The 16,862-nt window shown below is 53.2% G+C and carries 12 protein-coding genes, 14 tRNA genes and 1 rRNA gene; 23 read left to right on the top strand and 4 right to left on the bottom strand.

Annotated features, from left to right (window positions below; all coding sequences use genetic code 11):
* Positions 1–129 precede the first annotated feature (129 nt).
* The 14 genes from KCG48_RS11215 to KCG48_RS11150 all read left to right on the top strand — a co-directional run bounded on the left by KCG48_RS11215 (position 130) and on the right by KCG48_RS11150 (position 1,354).
* Positions 130–205: transfer RNA gene (locus KCG48_RS11215), tRNA-Pro, on the top strand.
* A gap of 29 nt (positions 206–234) precedes the next feature.
* Positions 235–311, top strand: a tRNA-Arg gene (locus KCG48_RS11210).
* Between the two features lie 6 nt (positions 312–317).
* Positions 318–391 (top strand) — tRNA-Gln (locus KCG48_RS11205).
* 10 nt (positions 392–401) lie between these two features.
* Positions 402–477, top strand: a tRNA-Lys gene (locus KCG48_RS11200).
* A 3-nt stretch (positions 478–480) separates the two neighbouring features.
* Positions 481–554: transfer RNA gene (locus KCG48_RS11195), tRNA-Gly, on the top strand.
* Positions 555–558: 4 nt separating this feature from the next.
* Positions 559–634, top strand: a tRNA-Pro gene (locus KCG48_RS11190).
* A 32-nt stretch (positions 635–666) separates the two neighbouring features.
* Positions 667–741: transfer RNA gene (locus KCG48_RS11185), tRNA-Gly, on the top strand.
* A gap of 6 nt (positions 742–747) precedes the next feature.
* Positions 748–824: transfer RNA gene (locus KCG48_RS11180), tRNA-Arg, on the top strand.
* Between the two features lie 6 nt (positions 825–830).
* A tRNA-His gene (locus KCG48_RS11175) sits at positions 831–906 on the top strand.
* 11 nt (positions 907–917) lie between these two features.
* A tRNA-Gln gene (locus tag KCG48_RS11170) sits at positions 918–992 on the top strand.
* Between the two features lie 12 nt (positions 993–1,004).
* Positions 1,005–1,089: transfer RNA gene (locus tag KCG48_RS11165), tRNA-Leu, on the top strand.
* 8 nt (positions 1,090–1,097) lie between these two features.
* Positions 1,098–1,172: transfer RNA gene (locus KCG48_RS11160), tRNA-Gly, on the top strand.
* A gap of 1 nt (position 1,173) precedes the next feature.
* Positions 1,174–1,247: transfer RNA gene (locus KCG48_RS11155), tRNA-Gly, on the top strand.
* A 30-nt stretch (positions 1,248–1,277) separates the two neighbouring features.
* Positions 1,278–1,354 (top strand) — tRNA-Arg (locus KCG48_RS11150).
* A gap of 72 nt (positions 1,355–1,426) precedes the next feature.
* Here KCG48_RS11150 and KCG48_RS11145 read toward each other — a convergent pair.
* Positions 1,427–3,907: an immunoglobulin-like domain-containing protein gene (locus KCG48_RS11145; RefSeq protein ID WP_211802292.1), complete on the bottom strand. Its 2,481-nt coding sequence runs from the start codon at positions 3,905–3,907 to the stop codon at positions 1,427–1,429.
* 381 nt (positions 3,908–4,288) lie between these two features.
* Between KCG48_RS11145 and KCG48_RS11140 the strand changes: the two genes are divergently transcribed.
* Positions 4,289–5,680: a sodium/glutamate symporter family protein gene (locus KCG48_RS11140; protein ID WP_211802291.1), complete on the top strand. Its 1,392-nt coding sequence runs from the start codon at positions 4,289–4,291 to the stop codon at positions 5,678–5,680.
* A 58-nt stretch (positions 5,681–5,738) separates the two neighbouring features.
* Here the strand turns inward: KCG48_RS11140 and KCG48_RS11135 are convergent, their stop codons facing one another.
* Positions 5,739–6,620, bottom strand: coding sequence for a DUF4846 domain-containing protein (locus tag KCG48_RS11135; protein ID WP_211802290.1), 882 nt, complete (start codon positions 6,618–6,620; stop codon positions 5,739–5,741).
* A gap of 150 nt (positions 6,621–6,770) precedes the next feature.
* Here KCG48_RS11135 and proB point away from each other — a divergent pair, with 150 nt between their 5' ends.
* The 6 genes from proB (at position 6,771) to KCG48_RS11105 (ending at position 11,965) form a co-directional block, all read left to right on the top strand.
* The gene (proB, locus tag KCG48_RS11130) at positions 6,771–7,577 is read left to right on the top strand and encodes a glutamate 5-kinase (protein WP_211802289.1); all 807 of its coding nucleotides are present in this window, start codon (positions 6,771–6,773) and stop codon (positions 7,575–7,577) included.
* Entirely contained in the window at positions 7,574–8,815 is a 1,242-nt protein-coding gene (locus tag KCG48_RS11125; RefSeq protein ID WP_211802288.1) for a glutamate-5-semialdehyde dehydrogenase, read from the top strand. The genes proB and KCG48_RS11125 overlap by 4 nt, the downstream gene beginning before the upstream one ends.
* 206 nt (positions 8,816–9,021) lie before the next feature.
* Positions 9,022–9,240 (top strand): DUF1858 domain-containing protein, encoded by a 219-nt coding sequence (locus KCG48_RS11120; protein ID WP_211802287.1) that lies wholly within the window; start codon positions 9,022–9,024, stop codon positions 9,238–9,240.
* Between the two features lie 30 nt (positions 9,241–9,270).
* Entirely contained in the window at positions 9,271–10,512 is a 1,242-nt protein-coding gene (locus tag KCG48_RS11115; protein ID WP_211802286.1) for a DUF438 domain-containing protein, read from the top strand.
* 176 nt (positions 10,513–10,688) lie between these two features.
* Entirely contained in the window at positions 10,689–11,477 is a 789-nt protein-coding gene (locus KCG48_RS11110; protein WP_211802336.1) for a thymidylate synthase, read from the top strand.
* Complete coding sequence (locus KCG48_RS11105) at positions 11,477–11,965, top strand: dihydrofolate reductase (RefSeq protein WP_211802285.1); 489 nt, start codon at positions 11,477–11,479, stop codon at positions 11,963–11,965. The genes KCG48_RS11110 and KCG48_RS11105 overlap by 1 nt, the downstream gene beginning before the upstream one ends.
* Before the next feature lie 110 nt (positions 11,966–12,075).
* Here the strand turns inward: KCG48_RS11105 and KCG48_RS11100 are convergent, their stop codons facing one another.
* Positions 12,076–13,308 (bottom strand): SLC45 family MFS transporter, encoded by a 1,233-nt coding sequence (locus KCG48_RS11100; protein ID WP_211802284.1) that lies wholly within the window; start codon positions 13,306–13,308, stop codon positions 12,076–12,078.
* Positions 13,309–13,312: 4 nt separating this feature from the next.
* The gene (locus KCG48_RS11095) at positions 13,313–14,032 is read right to left on the bottom strand and encodes a glycerophosphodiester phosphodiesterase (RefSeq protein WP_211802283.1); all 720 of its coding nucleotides are present in this window, start codon (positions 14,030–14,032) and stop codon (positions 13,313–13,315) included.
* A 263-nt stretch (positions 14,033–14,295) separates the two neighbouring features.
* Here KCG48_RS11095 and KCG48_RS11090 point away from each other — a divergent pair, with 263 nt between their 5' ends.
* Positions 14,296–16,020 (top strand): ABC transporter ATP-binding protein, encoded by a 1,725-nt coding sequence (locus KCG48_RS11090; RefSeq protein ID WP_211802282.1) that lies wholly within the window; start codon positions 14,296–14,298, stop codon positions 16,018–16,020.
* Positions 16,021–16,691: 671 nt separating this feature from the next.
* Positions 16,692–16,862 (top strand): 16S ribosomal RNA (locus KCG48_RS11085); the annotation flags it as partial.

Genomic DNA, 16,862 nt, shown 5'->3' with positions numbered 1-16,862 from the left:
CCAGAACGGTTTGAGCGTTAAGCGGTTTAGCCTGCCCCAGGAATGCGTTCACAAAATCTTGCAGGTTTTCTCTTGACGGGTTCGGCATTTTAGTATAGAATTATTTTTGTCGTTGAAAAGAGATGACTGCGGGGTGTAGCGCAGATGGGAGCGCGCGTGCTTTGGGAGCATGAGGTCGCAGGTTCAATCCCTGTCACCCCGACCATTTGAAACTAAGTTTCGGAATGGGTATGCGCGTCTTTAGCTCAGCTGGATAGAGCAACGCCCTTCTAAGGCGTGGGCCAGGAGTTCGAATCTCTTAAGACGCACCAGAATATTGGGATATCGCCAAGTGGTAAGGCTCCAGACTCTGACTCTGGCATCGTTGGTTCGAATCCAGCTATCCCAGCCATTTTCCCTTAGATCCACTAGCTCAGTCGGTAGAGCACATGACTTTTAATCATGGTGTCCGGGGTTCGATTCCCCGGTGGGTCACCATTTGCGGGTGTAGTTCAATGGTAGAATTCCAGCCTTCCAAGCTGGCCGTGAGGGTTCGATTCCCTTCACCCGCTCCATTTCCGGGGTGTAGCGCAGATGGGAGCGCGCGTGCTTTGGGAGCATGAGGTCGCAGGTTCAATCCCTGTCACCCCGACCATTTTCCCAAAGTTATTTATCCCATCCTAATATGCGGGAGTGGCTCAGTGGTAGAGCGTCACCTTGCCAAGGTGAATGTCGCGAGTTCGAATCTCGTCTTCCGCTCCATATTATGCGTCTTTAGCTCAGCTGGATAGAGCAACGCCCTTCTAAGGCGTGGGCCAGGAGTTCGAATCTCTTAAGACGCACCATTCATGGTGGACGTAGTTCAGTTGGTAGAGCGCCAGATTGTGATTCTGGTTGTCGTGGGTTCGAGTCCCATCGTTCACCCCATTTTTTCCCATTGGGATATCGCCAAGCGGTAAGGCACCAGACTTTGACTCTGGCATTCGTTGGTTCGAATCCAGCTATCCCAGCCAATAAGTAAATAAGCAGATGTGGCGAAATTGGCAGACGCACTAGATTTAGGTTCTAGCGCCGAGAGGCGTGGGGGTTCGACTCCCTTCATCTGCACCAATTGTCATGCGGGAGTGGCTCAGTGGTAGAGCGTCACCTTGCCAAGGTGAATGTCGCGAGTTCGAATCTCGTCTTCCGCTCCATGCGGGTGTAGTTCAATGGTAGAATTCCAGCCTTCCAAGCTGGCCGTGAGGGTTCGATTCCCTTCACCCGCTCCATAGAACCCCATTAGGAGTTCTCGAAAACCGGCCCCGTTAGCTCAGATGGATAGAGTAGTGGTCTTCGAAACCAATGGTCAGGCGTTCGAGTCGCCTACGGGGTACCAAAAAAGGATGCAGTTATGCATCCTTTTTTACGTTGTGCTGAAATTCGTGTTGTTGTAGAAAAGACGGAATTCTTATGGAGCCGGGGTCTCCACGGGCGGTTCGGCAGGAGTCTCCACAGGAGGTTCAGCCGGGGTCTCCACAGGCGGTTCGGCAGGAGTCTCCACGAGAGGTTCAGCCGGGGTCTCCACCACAGGGGGAACTTCCGGATTCTTCTTGTCGTTATTGGGGGCATTCTTGCCAAAGTTATTGGGGATGTTCGGCTCCCGAGGAATCTCCACTCGAAGCACCTCACTGAAGTTACCCAAGGCATCCTTCAGGATCAGCTCCACATAGAAGGGGGTCTTTCCCACAGAAAGGGTGTTAAGGGCCAGTTCCTGATCTCCTGTTTCGATCAATAGTCCAGGGATGCTGAAATCCCAGGGATCATCCCAGGTGTCTTCGGTGACAACTCTGTAGTAGAGCTCGCCTTCCGTGTTGCTGACAAACTTCACGGAACCGTCTTTGGCCGTGTAGTGGAAGGCCAGGCCATCCCGGAGGACCGGTACGATGCTACCGGAGACTTCCATCTTGTCGTTGACGATGAGCAGATAACGCTCACCAGGCAGGAAATTGTGGAGGAGCGTAAAGCCCGGTACTTCAAAAACCAGTTCCCCATCCACAAAGATGGCGATGGAAACGGTAGCCCCGGCTGGAAGCAGTTCAGGGACGTCGAACCAGAGCATCTGCTGGCTTTCATCCATTTGGAGGAGGAAGGATTTGCCTTCCCAGAGGAGGAAGTACTCCACCACAGGCTTTGGCACGACCTCGACGTTTGCCGTCACTTCCGTGGTTTTGCCCTGGGAGTTGGTGAGACTGTAAGTGGTGGTGTAGGTTCCCAGGGTGTGGATGTCCACGGTAGTCTCCTTGACGATGACCTGATCGTAGAGCTCACCGTCCATTTCATCATAAGCATAGTGCACATAGTTCAGCGGTTCATAGGGCTCATCCAGGTAGATGGTGTGATCGGAGACATCCAGCTGGGGATAGGAATAATCCACCATTTCCACCTGGATTTCGATTTGGGCGGTATTCCCATCGGAGTCCGTCACGGACAAGAGGACGGGGTAAACACCCGCGGTATGGATATCCACCTGTGAAGCATCCATAACTACGGCATCCCGAAGATCTCCATCCTCCAAGTCATAAGCTTCGACGTAGAAGGACTTTTCCGTCAGCTCTTCATGAAGTCTTGCCGTGGTGTTCTCGGCTAAAATCATCGGAGTAGAGGAGGCAAAAACCAGGACCCGGCGAGAGCCATAGCCGGTGATGCCCAAGGAGTTGGTGACCATGTATTCCACGTTGTAGATGCCCTGCTGGGTCATATCCACGGAAGACCAGGCCACTTCCACTTTCGCCGTCAGATCGCCATCCGTGGGATCCGTGGCCGTGACGCCTAATAGAGGATCAAAGTCGGCATTCACGGGGAGGTAGAGATCCTCGGCATAAATCTGCGGATACTTCTCATAGGACCAGTCCACCAGGACGAAAATGGTGAGTGTGGCCTCATGGCCGTCAGCATCAAAGACCTGGTAGGTGATGAAGTATTCGCCGGCTTTGTCGATGTCCACATTGCTTTCTTTTACGGTAATCTTACTGGTGAGATCCCCGTCTTCCAGATCATAGGCAAAGGCACCGAGAAGGGGATCAAAGGGGTAGCCCGTTTCCAGCTTCATGTCATTGGCCATGATTACGGGAGACGACGTGGACACATCAAAGACCACCACATAGCGCTGGGCAAACCGGCGAAGCATCAGGGAGTTGTCCACATAGTACGAGGTGCTGTAGATTCCCGGGTAATCCATATTGACTTCACTGTATTCCAGCATGACTTTGTCGGTAATGTCGCCGTCGGTTTTGTCCGTGGCAGTGATGTTCATGAGGGGATCAAAGGGATCGCCCACCTTGAGCATGAGGTTTTTCGCGGTGAGCAGGGGATAGTAATCCTCGGTCCAGTACACGCTGACGCCAATGGTGAGCTCCGTGTAGTTGGCATCGCTGTCCGTGACGCCATAGGTGACGTGGTATTCCCCCACGGCACTGGTGTCCACATTGTCGGCGAGGACCTTCAGGGAGGAGGTGATGAACCCATCCTCTTTGTCGTAGGCATAAACCTGGGCCAGGGGATCAAAGACAGAGCCCAGATCAATGCCTTTGTCAAAGGCCAGAATCACGGGGAGGCTGTCCGCCACCACGGCCACAGGCCGGTCGAAAGAACCGGAATTTTGCTGACTGTCCAGCACGACATAGGTCACGAGGTAGATGCCCGGGGTTTTCGGGTCCAGATTGTAATCATAGATTTCCAGCCTGGCCAGAAGATCGGCTTCGGAATCCAGATCGTCGGTGATATGGACACCTTCTCGAAGATCGTAGGGTACGCCCGGGGTGATGATGAGCGGGTCGGCGGTGATCACCGGAGCTTCGGGGGACGCGGCAAATACCGGGGTGAAGAAGGACCCGGCGAACGTCAGAAGAAGAAACAGCGCAAGATGGAATTTTGCTTTTTTTCGTTTCATGGCTGAACTTCCTTTCATCTTTCAAGGAGATGGCCGGACACGGCGAAAAGGGCAGCGATCACGAAATAGAAACAATATCTTCAACTCTTGTCATTTAATTCACAAAGTACGGCGAAATAACCAATAGAAACCAAAACATATCTCTCTATCTCTATTTAAACACGGAGGATAGGAAAAACAACGGAGTTTCTCGGACCGTTCCGTGAATGTTATATGAATCTTTCCGGAATCCCCAAGAGATCAGGGAGCGGAAGAAATAATTCCCCAAATTAACCTGGGGGCTGTTTCCAGAGACAGAATAATTCGGCATAATGAAAGAAAGAGGTGGCGTCAGCTTCCCCCACGCAGTACAGACCATTTGGCGCCAGAAAGGAATCGTCTATGGATTTTTCAGCACAGAACACCAGTCTCTGGAATTTTATCATTCAAATGGGCATCATCTCCGGTTCGATTCTCTTTTCCAACATTTTGCGCCAAAAGGTTCGCTGGGTGCGCAGCACCCTCATGCCCACGGCGGTCATCGCCGGATTTCTCCTGCTCTTTCTTCGGGGATCCGGCCTCCTCGACATCGATCTTCCCACGTTGGAAATGGTCACCTACCACGGCATCGCCCTGGGCTTCATCGCCATGTCCCTGAAAATCGAGCCGAAAAGCGCGGACAGCTATCGCCGGAATCTGGATATGCCCAAGACCGGAGCCCTCATCGTCAGCAGCTATCTGGTCCAGGGAATCCTGGGGCTGCTCATTTCCCTGGGGCTGGCCTATACCGTCATGCCAGACATGTTCAAGGCAGCGGGGATTCTGCTCCCCATGGGCTATGGCCAGGGACCGGGTCAAGCCAACAATATCGGCAGTATGTATGAGTCCTTCGGTTTTGTGGGCGGCCGTTCCTTCGGCCTCTCCATCGCTGCTGCCGGCTACCTATCCGCCTGTGTGGTGGGCATCGCCTATATTCGGTATCTGTCGGCCAAGGGGAAAATCCGTCCGGTGGAGCACGAGGAACTCTCCGGGTCTGTCACCGTGGAGATCTTCCAGGAAAACAATGAAATTCCCATTTCCGAATCCATTGACCGATTTTCCGTCCAGATCGCCCTGGTGTTTTTGGTGTATCTCTTGACCTACCTGGTCACCCGAGGGATCACGGGTCTGGTGGATACCTATGCCCCAGGCCTTTCGGCCACCATTTCCAATCTCCTCTGGGGATTCAACTTCATTCTGGGTTCCGTCATCGCTCTTTTGGTGAAGAGCGTCCTGGGGATCTGGCGCAGGCGGGGAATCATGAGCCGCCAGTACCAAAACGGCTATCTTCTCAGCCGAATCTCCAGCATGGCCTTCGACATCATGATCGTGGCGGGGATTGCCTCCATCAACATGGAAGATCTCACGGGACTTTGGCTTCCCTTCCTCCTCATGTCCATTTCGGCAGCGCTGGTGACCCTGGTCTTCCTCATCTGGATGAGCCGAAAGATCTATCCCCAGTATGAGCACGAGGGAATGCTGGGCATGTACGGGATGATGACGGGAACCATCAGCTCGGGCATTCTTCTCCTCCGGGAAGTGGATCCGGAGTTCAAGACCCCTTCCGCCGGCAATCTGGTGGGCGGAAGCAGCTTCGCCATCATCTTCGGGGCACCTATGCTTATTCTCATTGGGCTTGCGCCGAAGTCCGCCGCCATGACGTTTATCGTCCTGGGACTATTGGTTATCTACCTGATCCTCCTTTTGGCCTTCATGCTTTTTGCCGGAAAGCCCAAACCTTCGGAAGAAGTCTAGAATGAGAAACAGCAGCCAGGCATTTACTGCCGAGGCTGCTGTTTTAACGAGCAGGGGTTTAGGGGAACCGCCGGAGGGCTTCCTCCGGGAAGGTCCAGTAGGGCGTCACGAAAGCGCCGGGCTTAACTTGATACCAGGGACTGAGGGTTGAGTTGCCTAGGTTCGCTAGAATATGGGTTTCCTGGGCGGGCATGTTGCTTTCCGCCAGGAGAACGTAGGTTTCCCCGGAAGAGTCCTTGGCCAGGTCCACCACGATGATGGCATGGCCAGGGGAACCGCCCTCGATGAATACATCGCCCACGGCGATGGTCGATAAGGAAACGGGAACCAGTTCCTGTTCCAGGCTCAGGGTGCTGGCGTAGGTGTGGACCATGTCCATGTAGCGGCGAAAACTCTCGTACCCTTCATTATTGGCCCGCTGATTGATCCAGGTGACCTTTTGTCCATCCACCCGGACGGAATGGCCCGAAGACCAGGTGGTGAAATCACAGAGGAAGCCGCTGACAAAGTGAAAGGCAATCTGGTCGTATTCTCCCCGGGCATAGTGGTACTCGGCCTTCAGCCGCATGATGGCATCGGCACACTGCTGAAGATTTTTAGGGGAGATGGGCTGGTCGATGACCGCCGCATAGGCCCGATCCCCTTTCTCCGTACCATCATAATACAAAATGGGGGCACCATGGACTTTCAGCGGCAGGCGCTGAAGGTACTCCCCAAAAGATCCTTCGGGGGCCAGTTCCCGCTGGGTTCCTTCCGGGGGATCAAACCGCTGGGAAAGAACCATAGCCTCGGGGTTTATGTTCACCGAAGGGGCTGGGGCTTCCTCCACGGGAGGTTTCTCCATGCCCTGGCCGATGGCGGGGGAATTGCGAATCACCGTAGGGGTGCAGCCCGAAAGGAGCAGGGCCAGGATCACAAGAGACAGGGAAGTCTTTTTCATGGCGGTCCTCCTTGGAAGGATAAAATCGGTTTTCTTCAGTATAGCGCAGACAAATAATCTTGCGGTTTCAGAAAAGTGACAGCCTTGGGGGGTTGCGTTTTCGCCTGTGAGCCCCTAGAATAATTTCAATGAGAAAAGGGAGCGAATGCCATGGGAAACGAAAGAAAAGAACTGCAGTCCGTGAAACGGATCGTCATTAAAGTCGGAACCTCCACCATTGCCCATTCCAACGGATTAATCAACATCTACCGCATGGAGCATCTGGCCAGAATGCTGTCGGACATCAAGAACCGGGGGTATGAGGTGGTCCTGGTGTCCTCCGGCGCCATCGGCGTGGGAGCCCAGCGGATGAACCTAAAGGAACGTCCCCGGGACATCAAGGGAAAGCAGGCGGCTGCTGCCGTGGGCCAAGTGGTCCTCATGAACATGTATCAAAAGTTTTTCCAGGAATATAACTATCAGGTGGCCCAGATCCTCGTCACCAAGCAGGTGGAGACGGATAAGTTCATGAAGCAGAACGCCCGGAACACCTTTGACGCGCTTCTGAAGCACCACATTATTCCCATCGTCAATGAAAATGATACCATCGCCACCGATGAAATCATCTTCGGGGACAATGATACCTTGTCGGCGGTGGTGGCCACCTTGGTCAAAGCGGACCTGTTGGTTCTCCTCTCCGATATCGACGGGCTCTATTCCGATGACCCGAAGCTCAATCCGGAAGCGGTGCTTCTTAGCCGGGTGGAAAAAATTGATGCCAATGTGCAGTCCATCGCCAAGGACTCTTCCACGAAGCTGGGCACCGGCGGTATGATCACGAAGATCAAGGCTGCGGAGATCGCCACCGCCAAGGGCATCCATGTGGTCCTGGCCAACGGTAGCCGCAATGAAGCCCTGGAGGAGATTCTGGAAGGGAAAAATCTGGGCACGCTGTTTGTGGGGAGGAAGGACGCATGATGAAAGCCATGGGAATGGCCGCAAAACAAGCGGCCAAAAAACTAGCGCTCCTGGGGACAGGGGAAAAGAATGCTCTCCTGGACGCCATTTCCGCAAACCTTTTGGCAAGAACCCCGGAAATTCTGGAAGCCAATGCCAATGACCGTAAAAATGCTGAAGAGGCGGGGCTTTCCCCGGCCCTCATCGATCGGCTGCTGCTGAACGAAGGCCGCATCGCTTCCATGGTGGAAGGGCTGAAGACCGTGCGGGATCTGGAGGATCCCGTGGGAATCGTCAAAGAAATGCGCACCCTGCCCAATGGGCTCCAGGTGGGGAAAAAGTCCGTACCCCTGGGAGTCGTGGGCATCATCTACGAGTCCCGCCCCAATGTCACCATTGATACGGCAGCCCTTTGCCTGAAGTCGGGCAATGCGCTCATCCTTCGGGGGGGCAAGGAAGCCATTTTCTCCAACAAAATTCTCGTGTCCATTGTCCAGGACTCCCTGGAGGCCCTGGGCTATGACCGAACTTTCGTGCAGCTCATCGAGGATCTTTCCTATGAGACGGCAGGAGAATTCATGCGGCTCCACGAGTATGTGGATGTCCTCATTCCCCGGGGCAGCGCCAAGCTCATCAGCCGCGTGGTTCGGGAAGCCACGGTGCCGGTCATCGAGACGGGAGTGGGAAACTGCCATGTCTATGTGGATGACAGTGCCGACTTCGATATGGCTCTGTCGATCATTCTCAATGCCAAGACCCAGCGCACCGGCGTATGCAACGCCATGGAGTCTCTCCTGGTCCATGGGGCCGTGGCGGAAAGCTTCCTCCCTCTCTTGGAATCTGCGTTGACTGCCCATGGGGTGACGGTTTATGCCGATGAGGAAGCCCGGGCCATCGTCCCGGTCTTTGAGGCCGCCACGGAAGAGGACTACGCCACGGAGTATCTGGATCTCAAGATGTCGTTGAAGGTGGTGAAGGATCTCCCGGAAGCCATGGCCCATATTGAGCGCTACGGCACGGGGCATTCCGAAGCCATCCTCACCGCCAACTACGCCCACGCCATGACGTTTTTGCAGGAAGTGGACGCGGCGGCCGTCTATGTCAATGCCTCCACGCGCTTCACGGACGGTTCGGAGCTGGGCATGGGCATGGAAATGGGTATTTCCACCCAGAAGCTCCACGCTCGGGGTCCCGTGGGCCTGAAGGAGCTCACCACCTCGAAATACATTATCTTTGGCAGCGGACAGATTCGAAAATAGGAATGACGGACAGGAGCAGCAGAATAATGCAGGCTTCCTGTCCCTTTTCCTTGTTGTAAACTTTTTGCGTTCCGCTATCGGAATTCTCCAAAAAATCGTATGATTTTCTCAAGGAATGAAAAACATTCTCAGCTTTTGATTTGGGTCAAAGTTTTTTTGCCGAAGTTGCGCTACACTGACGAAGTAGAATAAAAGGAGGTGCAGGGATGATCCGAAAAGAAGACAGTGTACACACCATCATCCATGCACACCCGGAAGTGGCCAAAGCGCTTCAGGAGCTGGGATTTGTCAATATCCTGAATCCCGCCATGCTGAATACCGTGGGGAAAATCATGACGCTGCCCAAGGCCTCGGTGATGATGGGCATCTCCATGGAAGTCATTGAAGAAACCTTGGCCAGGCACGGCCTGTCCTTTACGGAATAAATCTGTCCGAATCAAGAAATGGAGGGAACTATGAGTAACGTCATCAACAACCGAGAATTAAACGAAACCAATCGAAGCAAGCGGCAGGAGCTGCTGAAGGAAATGATCCTGAAACTTCACGACGGTGTGGATCCGGCGGAGGTGAAGAAGGAGTTCCATGCGAACTTCAATGGGGTCTCCTCCTATGAGATCTCCCAGATGGAGCAGAGCCTCATGGTGGAAGGCATGGCGGCGGAAGAGATTCAGCGTCTCTGCGACATCCATGCGGATATCTTCAAGGGATCGGTGGAGGAAGTCCACACCCGGTCCAAAGAAGAAGAAAGCATTGGTCATCCCGTTCGCGTGATCCGGGAAGAAAATTATGCCCTGAAGACTCTTCTGGAGGAGGAAATCAAACCGAAACTGGAAGGCTACTTCGCCACGGATGTGGAAATGCTGAAAATTAAGCTTCTGGAAGACTTCAATCTTCTCTGGGACATCGACAAGCACTATTCCCGCAAAGAAAACATCATCTTCCCCTATATGGAAAAGTATGGAATCTCCGCACCCCCCAAGGTCATGTGGGGCGTGGATGATGAGATCCGTGCAGAAATCAAAGCCGTGAAGGCCCTCATCGCCGAGGATCAGAAGGCTTTGGTGAAGGAAAGAATCTATCCGCTCCTGGAGCGCATCCATGAAATGATCTTCAAGGAAGAGCAGATCCTCATCCCCATGCTCCTGGAGCGTTTCACCGAGGATGAGTGGCTGGAGATTGCTGACGACAGCGAGGAAATCGGCTACTGCCTGGTTTCCCCCGAAGGAAAGTGGGCCCCCAACCGCGTAGCCTTCATCGGCGGAAAAACCAAGAAGGAAGAGCTTCCCTCCAACGGAAACATCCGATTTGGCGTGGGCTTCCTTACCCTCCAGGAACTGGAGAAGGTCCTGAATACCCTCCCCGTGGACATCACCTTCATCGATGACAAGGATACGGTGAAGTACTTCAACCTGGCCAAGGAGCGAATTTTTGCCCGCACCAAGTCCGTCATCGGAAGAACCGTGCAGAACTGTCATCCGCCCCAGAGCGTGAAGACTGTGGAAAAGCTTCTTCAGGATTTCAAGAGCGGCGCCAAGGATCAGGAAAGCTTCTGGATCAATTCCCGGGGCATGTTCATCCTCATCACTTACTACGCCATCCGTGATGACCAGAACCGCTACCTGGGTACCCTGGAAGTCACCCAGAACGTGAAGTCCATTCGGGAACTGGAAGGCGAAAAGCGCATTCTGGCGGATTAAACCCCATGGGCTCCATGGGCTCAAAATAATCAATCCTCTTAGACATCACGAAGGATCCGGAAGTTTTCCGGGTCCTATTTTTCATCGTCGTATATTCCCTCTTTGGGGTCTGGGTTAACTTCCGCCAGGAGATCGGGTATAATAAAACCAGTTTAGGAATGCAAGGAGGACACATGATGAACAATGCCGACCGCCAGTATCTGAAAATCGTCCAGGAGATCCTGGATCACGGCTATTATGATAATAACCGCACGGGGGTCAGCACCTATAAGCTTCCCCATCAGATCATGCAGTTCGACCTGGCCCGGGAGTTCCCCATTCTCACCTCGAAGTTTGTGGGGTTCAAGACGGCGGTGAAGGAAATGCTTTGGATTTACCGGGATCAGTCCAACTCCGTGCTGAAGCTCCAGGAGGAAAATGTGCACATCTGGGATGAGTGGATGAAGCCTGACGGCACCATCGGCACCGCCTATGGCTGGGTGGTTCGGGAGTATCAGCAGGTGGACAAGCTCATCGCAGCTTTGAAAAACAATCCCCAGGATCGACGCATGATCCTCAATCTCTGGCAGATTCCCCATCTGGATGGGGGATCCCTTTACCCCTGTGCCTTCATGACTCTTTGGGATGTCACCGACGGAAGGCTTAACTGCATGCTGGTGCAGCGAAGCGGAGACATGCCCCTGGGCGTGCCCTTCAACATGACCCAGTATGCGGTGCTGGTCCACCTCATCGCCCAGGTGACGGACCTTGCGCCCGGACTCTTCACCCACGTCATCAACAATGCCCACATCTATGAGAATCAGGTGGAAGGGATGCGGGAGCAGCTGTCCCGGGGCGAAGCGCCGGAAGCCCCCACACTTTGGATCAATCCCGAGATCAAGAATTTCTACGATTTCACCATGGACGACATCAAGCTGGAGAACTACCAGCATCTGGGTAAAATTAAAATGGAGGTGTCAGTCTGATGCTCAGTCTCATTGTTGCCACCACCTATGAGGGGATCATCGGCCATGAGGGAAAGCTTCTCTGGCGGATTCCCACGGATCTAAAGTTCTTCAAGGAAAAAACCCTGGGCCATAAAATCCTCATGGGCCGAAAAACCTTTGAAAGCCTGGGAAAACCCCTTCCCGGTCGGGAACACATCGTCCTCACCCGGGATGAGCACTATGCTGCCCCGGAAGGCGTCACCCTCATTCACCGTCTGGAGGAGGTTCTGCCCTATGCCCAAGGGGAAGAAGAAGTTTTTCTCATTGGCGGAGGAGAACTTTTCCGTCAGTTCATGCCCCTTTGTCAGCGGCTCTACATCACCTGGGTGGACCAGGTGTTTGAAGGGGATACCCAGTTCCCCCTGGAGAAACTGGCGGACTTTACGGAAGTGACCTCCTGGCAGGAAGTGGATGAACTTTCTGGTATCCCCCTGACCTTTTCGGAGTATGTGCCGCTGAACGTCTAAAGCCGGAAACAAGATTTCAGGATTTGCCAAAAATGAAGAAGACCGTTTCACTCCCCCTTGGGGGGGAAGGAAATGGTCTTCTTTCGTCGTTGGTGCATGGAAACAGCCTGTTAGGATTCCTTGGCGTTTCCGTTTAGCTCCGCCCGATGGTCATGGACCAGGTTGATAAAGAGGAAAGCCAGGGCGAACCAGCCGGCCCCATAAAGGAAAGTGATCTTGTAGCCCAGAAGGTCGATGAGCTTGCCCAGCAGCGGGGGAGAGATGATGTTGGCCAAGGAGGAGAAGAGGTAATACACGCCGGTGAAGGTGCCTAAAAGGCCCACGGGACTCATGTCAGCCACCAAAGGGTAGGAGTTGATGTTGATGGAGGCCCAGGCAAAACCCACACCCAGGAAAAGGACCCGGATGAGGAGCAGCATGCTGGGAGAGCCCGGCTGCACGAGGAATACGCCGAAGAGAAGCAGGATGGCGGCGGAGACACCGATGCGAATGGTGTTCTTTTTGCCGATGCGTGTGCCGATCATGCCGGCGGGGATGGCGAAGAGGAGGAAGCTCAAAGAGATGAAGGACAGGGTCAAGGTGGCGTCGGAGGCCTTAATCCCCAGATACTGGGTGGCATAGAGGGTGAAGAAGGTCTCCACGCCATTGAAGCCGATGAACCAGCTGCAGATGGCTAAAAGCAGGAAGGCGGTGCTTCGGTTGGACAGGGCGATTTTCAGTCCTTGGAGGAGATTTCGCTCTTCCTCCGCTTTTTCGTAGGCCAGGACATCTCGTTCCTCTTTAATCTTCGTGAAGAGCACCAGGAAGGAGAAGACGATGAGAGCGCCGGAGAGAAGGAAGGGGTAACCCTTGTTGAGATCGTAGAGCTTTCCGCCGATGAAGTAGGCGATGAGGGAGCCGATGCCGCCCATGAAGTTGATGATGGAGTTGGCTTTGGAGCGCTGCTCCATGGGGGTGATGTCAGGCATAAGGGCGATGACCGGCGAGCGGTAGAGGCTCATGGAGAGATTCATGAGGACCAGGGCAAAAATCAGGGCCCACATGGAATGGGTATTGGGAATGAGAAACATAAAGACGGCGGCCAGGGGCATGCCGATCATGATGAAGGGCATGCGTCGTCCGAAGCGGGTTTTAATTTTGTCGGAGTAAAATCCCACCGTGGGCTGAATAAAAAGGGCCAGATAGTTATCAATGGTCATGATAAAGCCGATGAGCGCCTTGTCCACGATGTAGGTGCCCAGAAGAAGGGGCATGAAGGCATTGTAGACGCTCCAGGTAATGCTGATGGCAAAAAAGCCGAAGCCCAGGATAAAGGTCTTTTTGTAGTCCAGTCTGTTTTCCATAAAATCAGCTCCTCAATGCGGTGATCAGTTCCAGGGGGCAATCGGTGATAATGGCATCCACGCCGAGATCTTGGGCTTTCAGGGCATCTTCGGTGCGGTTCACGGTCCAGAGATTCACGGCGATGTTCTTTTCGTGACAGGCGTCCACAATGCTTTTTTCCACGAGGCCCGCCTGGGGATGGATGGCGCCGGCACCGAAGGTTTCCGCATAGTGATAAGGTTCGTAGAGGGCTTCCATATAGAGGGGAGCCACCAGGGCCGCAGGTTCCAGGGCTTTGATTTTGGCGACGCTGTAATGGTTGAAGCTGGAGAAGATGATTCGGGAGAGAAAGTTTCGCGCCCTGATTTTTTCCAGGAGCTTTTCTTCAATCCCGGGGTAGTAGGGAAAGCCCATTTTTACCTCCAGGTTAAGGATTAGGGAGGTGTCCTCCAAGAGGTCCAGAAGCTGGTCCAGGGTAGGGATACGTTCCCCCGTAAAGCGAGGATCCTTCCAGGAGCCAAAGTCTAAAGCGAGGAGCTCCTCGTAGGTCATGTCCTTACAGAGTCCGTGGCCGCTGGATACCCGGGAGATCTCCTCGTCATGGGTGAGAACCAGCACCCCGTCCCGGGTGAGATGGACATCGGTTTCGATGCCATCGGCGCCGGCATCCACAGCGGCCTGAAAGGAAACCAGGGTATTTTCCGGATAGCGCAGGGCGTATCCGCGGTGTCCAAAGATTTTCATCTGCATGCCTCCTATCTGCAATTTGCGGTCTGTTGTGCGAATTTTCATGCTTTGTCTCTATTATACGACACCGGGACCCGATTCGGATGAGGTTTTTCCTCTTCTTCCGGTTTTGTTTGCGTTAATTTCCATGGAGAAGCCACCATCATAGAATCTTTATCCCTTCAATACAGTTCTTCCTCGAGAGAAGCCCCAGGAGGTTTTTCCTTTGCTATAATGGGTTTATTGGATTGAAATCTGAAATATGAAGTGCAGGTGATGGAATGATTAAAGAATTTGCGCAATACTACAAGCCCCACAAGTGGCTGTTTCTTTTGGATATGGTGGCCGCTACCCTGGTGGCCCTGACGGATCTGGTGTTTCCTCAGATTACGCGTTGGTTTGTCAATGACATTATCCCCAACCGCAATCTGGATCTTCTGTGGAAAGTTCCCGTGGCGATGTTTGGACTCTACCTGATCCGCTTTGTGCTGGATTACATTGTGGGCTTTTACGGCCATTTGCTCGGGGTCCGCATGGAGTACGACATGCGCAAGAGCATGTTTGCCCATCTCCAGAAGCTTTCCTTCAAGTACTATGACGAGACGAAAACCGGCCACATCATGTCCCGGCTGGTCAATGACCTCAATGAGATCTCGGAGCTGGCCCACCATGGGCCGGAGGATCTCTTCATCTCCTCCCTCATGCTCCTGGGTTCCTTCGTGCTCCTTCTGGGCATCAATGTGCAGCTCACCCTCATTGTCTTCACCGTGGTCCCCATGCTGGTGATCTTCGCGGTGTACTACAATAATAAGATGCGCAGAACCTTCCGGCAGATGCGGGAAAAGCTTTCGGACATCAATGCAGGGCTGGAGGACAGTATTTCCGGTGTTCGGGTGGTGAAGTCCTTTACCAACGAAGCCTATGAAGAAAAGAAGTTCGACAGGGGCAATGACAACTTCAAGTCCCTCCGGACCAAGAGCGTCCGTTACCTGGGAATCTTCGGGGGAGGAATCAGCTTCTTCTCCAATATTCTGAACCTCACGGCCCTGGCCTTTGGCGGATACTTCCTCTATCAGGGGAAGATTAATACGGGCGATCTTTTCGCCTACATCATCTATATGGGGCTGATTCTTCAGCCCGTGAAGCGTCTGGCCAACTTTGTGGAGATGTTCCAGCGCGGGATGGCGGGCTTTCGCCGATTCACGGAAGTCATGGCGATCAAGCCGGAAATCGTGGACAAACCAGAGGCCCTTCCCCTGGCGAATGTCCGAGGTGCAGTGGAGTTTCAGGATGTGGGCTTTTCCTACGGGGACCGGGAAGCGGTGCTCAGCCATATCAATCTGACGGTTCCCCAGGGACAGAATGTGGCCATCGTGGGCCCCAGCGGGGTGGGCAAGACCACGCTGTGCAACCTGATTCCCCGGTTTTACGAGCTCAGCGAAGGAACCATTGCCATTGACGGACACAGCATCCAGGATGTCACCATGGAGAGTCTTCGCGGAAATATCGGCATCGTGCAGCAGGATGTCTTCCTCTTTTCCGGAACGGTCTATGAGAATATTCTCTACGGACGCCTGGATGCGGGAAGGGATGAGGTGGTGGAAGCGGCGAAGAAAGCCAATGCCTATGACTTTATCCTGGAGATGCCCGAAGGCTTTGACACCTACATCGGCGAGCGGGGCGTAAAACTCTCCGGCGGCCAGAAACAGCGGCTCTCCATCGCTCGGATGTTCCTGAAGAATCCTCCGGTGCTGATTCTGGATGAAGCCACCTCCTCCCTGGACAATCAGAGTGAAGCCGTGATTCAGGCTTCGATTAATGAACTGGCCAAGGACCGCACCACCTTTATCATTGCCCATCGCATGGGAACCATAAAAAATGCGGAGCGGATCATCGTGCTGACGGAGAAGGGCATCGAAGAAGACGGCACCCACCAGGAGCTCATGAAGAAGCGGGGCGAGTACTTCAAGCTCTACAATTCTCAGTTTACGTCCCTGGAAGGGTAGGTTTCCGTCTGGAGAAGCTGTTCATGAATGGGGCTGAAATGTGGAGAAAACCGTGAACGGGCTGCTGGGAGTATTTTGGCAATCAAAAGAACAAGAGGGTGAATCCTGTTCACTCCGGGAACGGAGAAAAGCTGGAAGATGAGCTCAAAAACAGCGGTTTCCCATGAGTTAACTCCTCCAGAGAGCCATAAACGGGGCAGAGCGAAAAGCCGAACGATTTGAAAAGAGAACCTGCGGGTTCTCTTTTCTTGTGGGCTAAATGGGCGTGAATAAAGGATGAACGATCTTTCAAACCCTTGAAATCTCTGTAAAGCACATTGATTTAACCTGGAATTTACGTTAAGATGATTGAGCAGTCGAAGATATCGGCGAGGAATCAAAGGGGATCCACCGGGAAAGAAACTGAACGGCAGGGGATCTGAGAATTGTAGTTAATTTACAAATTCTTTTGATAAAAAACTACAAAAAACTTGTTGACATGCTTTCGACCATCATGCTATTATAGACAAGTCGCTTGACGAGAGCGGCAAACCAAACAAACCAAAGCTCTTTGAAAATTAAACAGAATATAGGTAAAAAACCAAAGTAATTCTTTTGAGAAATCAAAAACAATCGTTTCTGTCGCAAGACGGAAACAAAAGCTAGTGTAATCAACAGCTAGTTCAAACTTTTAATTTGAGAGTTTGATCCTGGCTCAGGACGAACGCTGGCGGCGTGCCTAACACATGCAAGTCGAGCGGAGGATTTAAGATGTTTACATCGCGGATCCTTAGCGGCGGACGGGTGAGTAACACGTGGGTAACCTGCCTCAAAGTGGGGGATAGCCTTTCGAAAGGAAGATT

Origin of the sequence: Proteiniclasticum sediminis (assembly GCF_018128025.1) — a bacterium.
GTDB lineage: Bacteria > Bacillota > Clostridia > Clostridiales > Clostridiaceae > Proteiniclasticum > Proteiniclasticum sediminis.
The sequence above is the reverse complement of the archived record's forward strand: the minus strand, read 5'-3'. Positions and strand labels throughout refer to the sequence as shown.

Bases quoted from the DNA above. Each gene is read 5' to 3' on its own strand.
- KCG48_RS11145 (WP_211802292.1), bottom strand. From the start codon at position 3,907: ATGAAACGAAAAAAAGCAAAATTCCATCTTGCGCTGTTTCTTCTTCTG.
- KCG48_RS11140 (WP_211802291.1), top strand. From the start codon at position 4,289: ATGGATTTTTCAGCACAGAACACCAGTCTCTGGAATTTTATCATTCAA.
- KCG48_RS11135 (WP_211802290.1), bottom strand. From the start codon at position 6,620: ATGAAAAAGACTTCCCTGTCTCTTGTGATCCTGGCCCTGCTCCTTTCG.
- proB (WP_211802289.1), top strand. From the start codon at position 6,771: ATGGGAAACGAAAGAAAAGAACTGCAGTCCGTGAAACGGATCGTCATT.
- KCG48_RS11125 (WP_211802288.1), top strand. From the start codon at position 7,574: ATGATGAAAGCCATGGGAATGGCCGCAAAACAAGCGGCCAAAAAACTA.
- KCG48_RS11120 (WP_211802287.1), top strand. From the start codon at position 9,022: ATGATCCGAAAAGAAGACAGTGTACACACCATCATCCATGCACACCCG.
- KCG48_RS11115 (WP_211802286.1), top strand. From the start codon at position 9,271: ATGAGTAACGTCATCAACAACCGAGAATTAAACGAAACCAATCGAAGC.
- KCG48_RS11110 (WP_211802336.1), top strand. From the start codon at position 10,689: ATGAACAATGCCGACCGCCAGTATCTGAAAATCGTCCAGGAGATCCTG.
- KCG48_RS11105 (WP_211802285.1), top strand. From the start codon at position 11,477: ATGCTCAGTCTCATTGTTGCCACCACCTATGAGGGGATCATCGGCCAT.
- KCG48_RS11100 (WP_211802284.1), bottom strand. From the start codon at position 13,308: ATGGAAAACAGACTGGACTACAAAAAGACCTTTATCCTGGGCTTCGGC.
- KCG48_RS11095 (WP_211802283.1), bottom strand. From the start codon at position 14,032: ATGAAAATCTTTGGACACCGCGGATACGCCCTGCGCTATCCGGAAAAT.
- KCG48_RS11090 (WP_211802282.1), top strand. From the start codon at position 14,296: ATGATTAAAGAATTTGCGCAATACTACAAGCCCCACAAGTGGCTGTTT.